Origin of the sequence: Thiocapsa sp., assembly GCF_035467215.1 — a bacterium.
Classification (GTDB): Bacteria; Pseudomonadota; Gammaproteobacteria; order Chromatiales; family Chromatiaceae; genus Thiocapsa.
On record NZ_DATITZ010000198.1, the window covers coordinates 1 to 4,833 of the forward strand.

Below are 4,833 nucleotides of genomic sequence, written 5' to 3' on the forward strand. Positions count from 1 at the left end.
CGAGATCTATCTGTTCGCCCGCGAGGATCTCCCCAAGGGGATGACGAAAGGCGGTCGACACGCCTATCTGAAGCGTGTGATTCAGGGCGCCCAAAACATCAACGGTCTGCTCTCGGGTACCATGCTGCACGATCAGGGCTACGACTTCCTGCACTTAGGGCGCTTTCTCGAACGTGCGGATATGACCACCCGCATCATCGACGTACGCTCGGCCAATCTGCTTCCCGAGGAGGCGACCGAGCTTCGGCCCTTCGAGACCATCCAATGGGTCAGCGTGCTGAAATCCATGACGGCCTACCAGGCCTATCGGCGCAGCGAGCAGATTCGCGTCCTGCGCGGACCCGTGTTGCGTTTTCTCTTTCAGAACGAGGCGTTTCCGCGCTCGGTCGTGCATTGCATCGAAGCGCTGCGGACCAGTCTTTCGAAGCTGCCGCGCAACGAATCGGCCTTGCGTGTGGCGGGAAGGCTCAAGCGCAATCTCGAAGGGACCGAGCCGCGTCGACTCAATCAACAACAGCTGCATGCCTTCATCGACGACCTTCAGGTCGGGATCGGCGATCTGCACGAAGAGCTGGCACGGACCTGGTTCCCGCCGCCCCCGGAGACGCAGACACAATCCCAAACGCAGGACTGAAGCTGAATCGCGTCCGCAGCTCGATGCAGGTTTCCAGCAACGTAGAACGTAGGATGGGTAGAGCGCAGCGAAACCCATCCTCCAAACTCCGATCGCCGCCGCCCGAACACTCAAATCGGAAAGCCAACAGGTCTCGATTGGACGCCTCGGGGAAAACCCTGCAACATGGCGGCTCGTTCTCGCCGAACCGGGAGCCAACGGTGACCCCAGACCCTCTGTCGATCGTGGATGCGTACCTTGCCGCCCAATTGGCGCGGGACTACGAGACGATGCGCGGCCTTCTCGCCGACACTGGGTTCTGCTACCGAAGTCCGATTGCGATGTTCGATCGGGCGGATGACTTCATCCAATACGCCGCCGTGTCGAGCGGCATCATCATCGACAGAGAGATCCGCAAGGTCTTTGTCGACGGCGAGGACATCTGCCATTTCATGACCTATCGGATCCAGATCTCCGAGAAGCTCGCCATCGAGACTGCACAATGGTCGCACGTGCATGAGGACCGGATCCAAAGGATCGAGGCGGTCTTCGACGCCTCGGCCTATCGCGAGCTCTTTCCGAACGACGGGCCCACCCCTTGATCCGCCCTCAGTCCGCGACGGGCAGCCAGCGCGCCAAGGTCTCGCTCAGATCGGCGAGCTTGACCGGCTTGGCGAGATAGTCGTCCATCCCCGCGTCGAGACAGGCATCCCGATCCGCGGCCATCGCGTTGGCGGTCATGGCGATGATGGGGGTGTGCAAACGACCTTCGCGATGCTCGCGCTCCCGCCAATGGCGCGTCGCCCCGAGGCCGTCGAGAACCGGCATCTGCATATCCATCAACACGGCGTCGTAGCGCCCGCTCGCGAGTCGTTCGATCGCCTCGGCACCGTTCTGAACCAACTCCGGCTCGATGCCGAGTCGCTTCAGCATCCCGATCGCCACCTGTTGGTTCACCGGATTGTCTTCGGCCAGCAACAGGCGCGCCTTGAAGGTCCGATCGAGCATCGGCGCCGCGTCATCCGTCGGCTCGGCCGTACCCGGCTGGTGCTCGAACGGCAGTCGGATGCGGAATCGCGAGCCCTGCCCGAAGGTACTCTCGACCTGGATGTCGCCACCCATCAGCTCGACCAGATCCTTGCTGATGGCCAGACCGAGACCCGAGCCGCCGAAACGCCGTGTCGTGGAGCCGTCCGCCTGGACGAAGGGTTTGAAGAGACGCTCGAGCTGCTCGGGCGTCATGCCGATCCCGGTGTCCGAGATCTCGAAACAGATTCGGCTGCGCTCGCCCTCCTGCGCGCAGACCTCGACACGCAGCGCAACCTCGCCCGAGAGCGAGAACTTCACCCCATTGCCCAAGACGTTGGTCAAGATCTGGCGCAAACGGTGGGGATCGCCCAGCACGCGGGCGGGTAGTCCCGGCGACACGAAGCAGACCAGCTCGATCTGCTTGCTGCGCGCGCTGGCCGTAAAGAGGCCGGCGACATCCTCGACGAGGCGACGCAAATCGAAGGGGATCTGCTCGAGATCGAGTCGCCCGGACTCGATCTTGGAGAAATCCAGGATGTCGTTAATGACATTGAGCAGACTCTCCGCGGAGGAGTGCGCCACCTCGACCAACCCCTTCTGCTCGGCACTCAAGCGCCCGTGCGAGAGCATCTCCAGCAGGCCGAGCACGCCGTTCATGGGCGTTCGGATCTCGTGGCTCATGTTGGCGACGAACTGCCCTTTGGCGATGTTCGCCGATTCGGCCTGCTCCTTGGCGATCACCAGTGCCGCCTCGGTCGCGCGCCGCTCCTCGATCTCGCGATTCAGATCCCGATTCAGTGCGGCGATCCGCTCCTTTTCCCGCGTCAAACTGGCGATCAGATCGAGATTGACGTGTCCCAGCTCGAGCGAATGGCGCAGGGTGCGATGGTAACGACGCGCGTTCAGCCACATGAAGACGATGAACAGCAGGATCAGCGCGAGGAAGGTAAAGGCCAGCTCGTCGCCGATCACGATCATCCGCAGCGCAAAGGGCACCAGCGCACCGAGCATGTAGGAGAGATACGCGATCAAGCAGGCGCTCAAGCTCGGGATCGCTCCTGCGACCATCCCGGAGATGACGAAACCGAGAAAGACCTGGTAGGTCAACTCATGGCTGGGGAGCAGGAAGACCGAGAGGCCCCAGGCGAGCCCGGTGGCGGCGGCACCCAACGCGAATCGACGGGTCCAATCGGCGGACGATCGGGCCGCGCCGGCCCGTCGATAGCGCACCATCAGGAGCCCGCGGGCAATCAGGATCACGAGCAGCGCGCCAAACCAGGTCCAGGCCCCGGCCGGCGAGGAGACCAGGCTCATCGCCGCCGCAACCAGCAGGGCATTCGCCGCGGTGATGACAAGACTGGCGGGAAGCTGCTCGAACAGGAGACGTGTGAGATCCGCCTCGATCAGTGCATCCGTCGCGGGGTCGCGGGGCAGACCGATGCCGGGGCGCGGCATGATCGATCAGCTCTGCCCGGAATCGACGAACGGAGCGGAAGACGCAGACGCTTCGAGTGCGCGGGCGAGGTCACGCAACGTCATGGCGCCGAGCGCCGCGTCGATCGCCCGATCGATCCCCTGCTCGATCCGCCCGATCTCCCCGTCCGGGAGGGTGCCCCGACAACCGCTCTCGCGCTCTTCGAAACAGCGCACGGCGTCGAGCATCGCCTTCACCGAGATCGCGTCGGTTGCGCGCGCCGGGACGAAGGTCGGTGAATCACCGGCGGTGCGAATCAGAAACCCCGAGTCCTCGAGCACGCCCAACATCCGTTCGGCGTTGGTCTTGGGGACCTCGAGGGTCCGCGCAAGCTCCTCGCTGCTCCAAGGCGGCTCGCCCGACTCGTAGCGACGGGCCACTTGCCCGGCAAGGATCAAGGCCAAACGCTCGCGCTGTCGATTGCTCAACTGCAGATCGCGCGAGCGGATCCTCAGATACTCGGGGTGCTGGTGGTAAAAGGCGATGCTTGCGCCGATCAGCAGGATCAACCAGGCGATGTAGATCCAGATCATGAAGAGGATCAGGATCGCCAGACTCGAATAGACGGCCATCAAGCGCGTCGAGCTGGCCATGAAATAGGAGAACATCCCCCCGATCACCTCCCAAAGCAGCCCTGCGATGAGTGCCCCGACAACCGCTGAGAGGATATGGACCCGCGTGTTCGGCACGAAGACGTAGAAGAAGGCGAACGTCAGCGAGATCATCGTGTAGGGACCGAGCTGCCCCATCGCATGCCAGACATGTCCGAACGGCTTTGCCTCGATGATCGATTGCACGAAGGGATTCCCGCCGAGCGAGGCGGAGAGACCGACCGCCGAGAAAAAGAGCACGGGGCCCACGAGGATGACGCTCAAATACTTGCTGAAACGCTGCGAGAAGGAGCGCTGCGTGGAGACGCGCCAGGTGAAGTTGAAGACCTGCTCGATCTTCTGAACCAGCGAGATGACCGTGTAGATCAGCAGCGCGAGCCCGACCGACCCCAGGACGCCCACCCGCATGTTGTCGACGAAGCCGATGATCTGGGTGGTGATCTCCACACCGCCCTCGCCGAGCGGCGCGAGCACCTTCAGGAGCAGAGGCTCCAATTGATTGTGGACGCCGAACCCCTTCAACACCGAGAAGGTCACCGCCAACAGAGGCACCAGGGCCAAGATGGTCGTATAGACCAGACTCATGGCCTGCAGCGAGAGATAGCCTTGCGTCAGGTCGCGGACGAGCGCATAGATCAAACGCCCGAGCCAGATCGGAAGGGCTTGCCAGGGCGGCATCGTCTCGAGCCGACGACTCCAGAGCAGTGCATCGATGCGCTCGGACACGGGCATGGCGTGGTTCATGTGCGCTCTCTCGGGGAGGAGTCGGACGGCACTTCCGGCCGCTTGCCGTCGCCTCATTATATCGGGTCGCTGCACCTTGTCGCCGCGAGATGCCCACGCAGCCGCGCCGACTTGAAGCCGGCTCGCGCCCTCTCCATCTCAGCAGTCCCGAGGTTCCGATGATCCCCGGCCCTGCGCACCGGTCGGAATCGATCACGTTTTCGGATCATCGACATTCCTTCACTCATCGACGAGCAAACCCATGCGTTCTATCCGCAACTTCGTCGGGGCTCTGGCCCTCTTATCCTCGTCCGCCGCCTTTACCGCGGACGAGCCGCAAACCCTGACGCCGATGTCCGACGACATCCACGCCCCCGTGTTCG

At 63.1% G+C, this 4,833-nt stretch carries 4 protein-coding genes; 2 read left to right on the plus strand and 2 right to left on the minus strand.

The features are described 5' to 3' along the window. Both VLR48_RS10995 and VLR48_RS11000 read left to right on the plus strand, forming a co-directional pair. A partial coding sequence (locus VLR48_RS10995) for an alpha-E domain-containing protein (protein ID WP_325291827.1) occupies window positions 1-634 on the plus strand: 634 nt, incomplete at its 5' end. A gap of 200 nt (window positions 635-834) precedes the next feature. Next, on the plus strand, window positions 835-1,215 hold the full coding sequence (locus VLR48_RS11000; protein WP_325291828.1) for a hypothetical protein: 381 nt from the start codon (window positions 835-837) through the stop codon (window positions 1,213-1,215). Between the two features lie 7 nt (window positions 1,216-1,222). Here the strand turns inward: VLR48_RS11000 and VLR48_RS11005 are convergent, their stop codons facing one another. Further along, window positions 1,223-3,097: an ATP-binding protein gene (locus tag VLR48_RS11005; RefSeq protein ID WP_325291829.1), complete on the minus strand. Its 1,875-nt coding sequence runs from the start codon at window positions 3,095-3,097 to the stop codon at window positions 1,223-1,225. A gap of 6 nt (window positions 3,098-3,103) precedes the next feature. Then, window positions 3,104-4,471: a YhjD/YihY/BrkB family envelope integrity protein gene (locus VLR48_RS11010; RefSeq protein WP_325291830.1), complete on the minus strand. Its 1,368-nt coding sequence runs from the start codon at window positions 4,469-4,471 to the stop codon at window positions 3,104-3,106. Window positions 4,472-4,833 lie beyond the last annotated feature (362 nt).

Bases quoted from the DNA above. Each gene is read 5' to 3' on its own strand.
- VLR48_RS11005 (WP_325291829.1), bottom strand. From the start codon at position 3,097: ATGCCGCGCCCCGGCATCGGTCTGCCCCGCGACCCCGCGACGGATGCA.
- VLR48_RS11010 (WP_325291830.1), bottom strand. From the start codon at position 4,471: ATGAACCACGCCATGCCCGTGTCCGAGCGCATCGATGCACTGCTCTGG.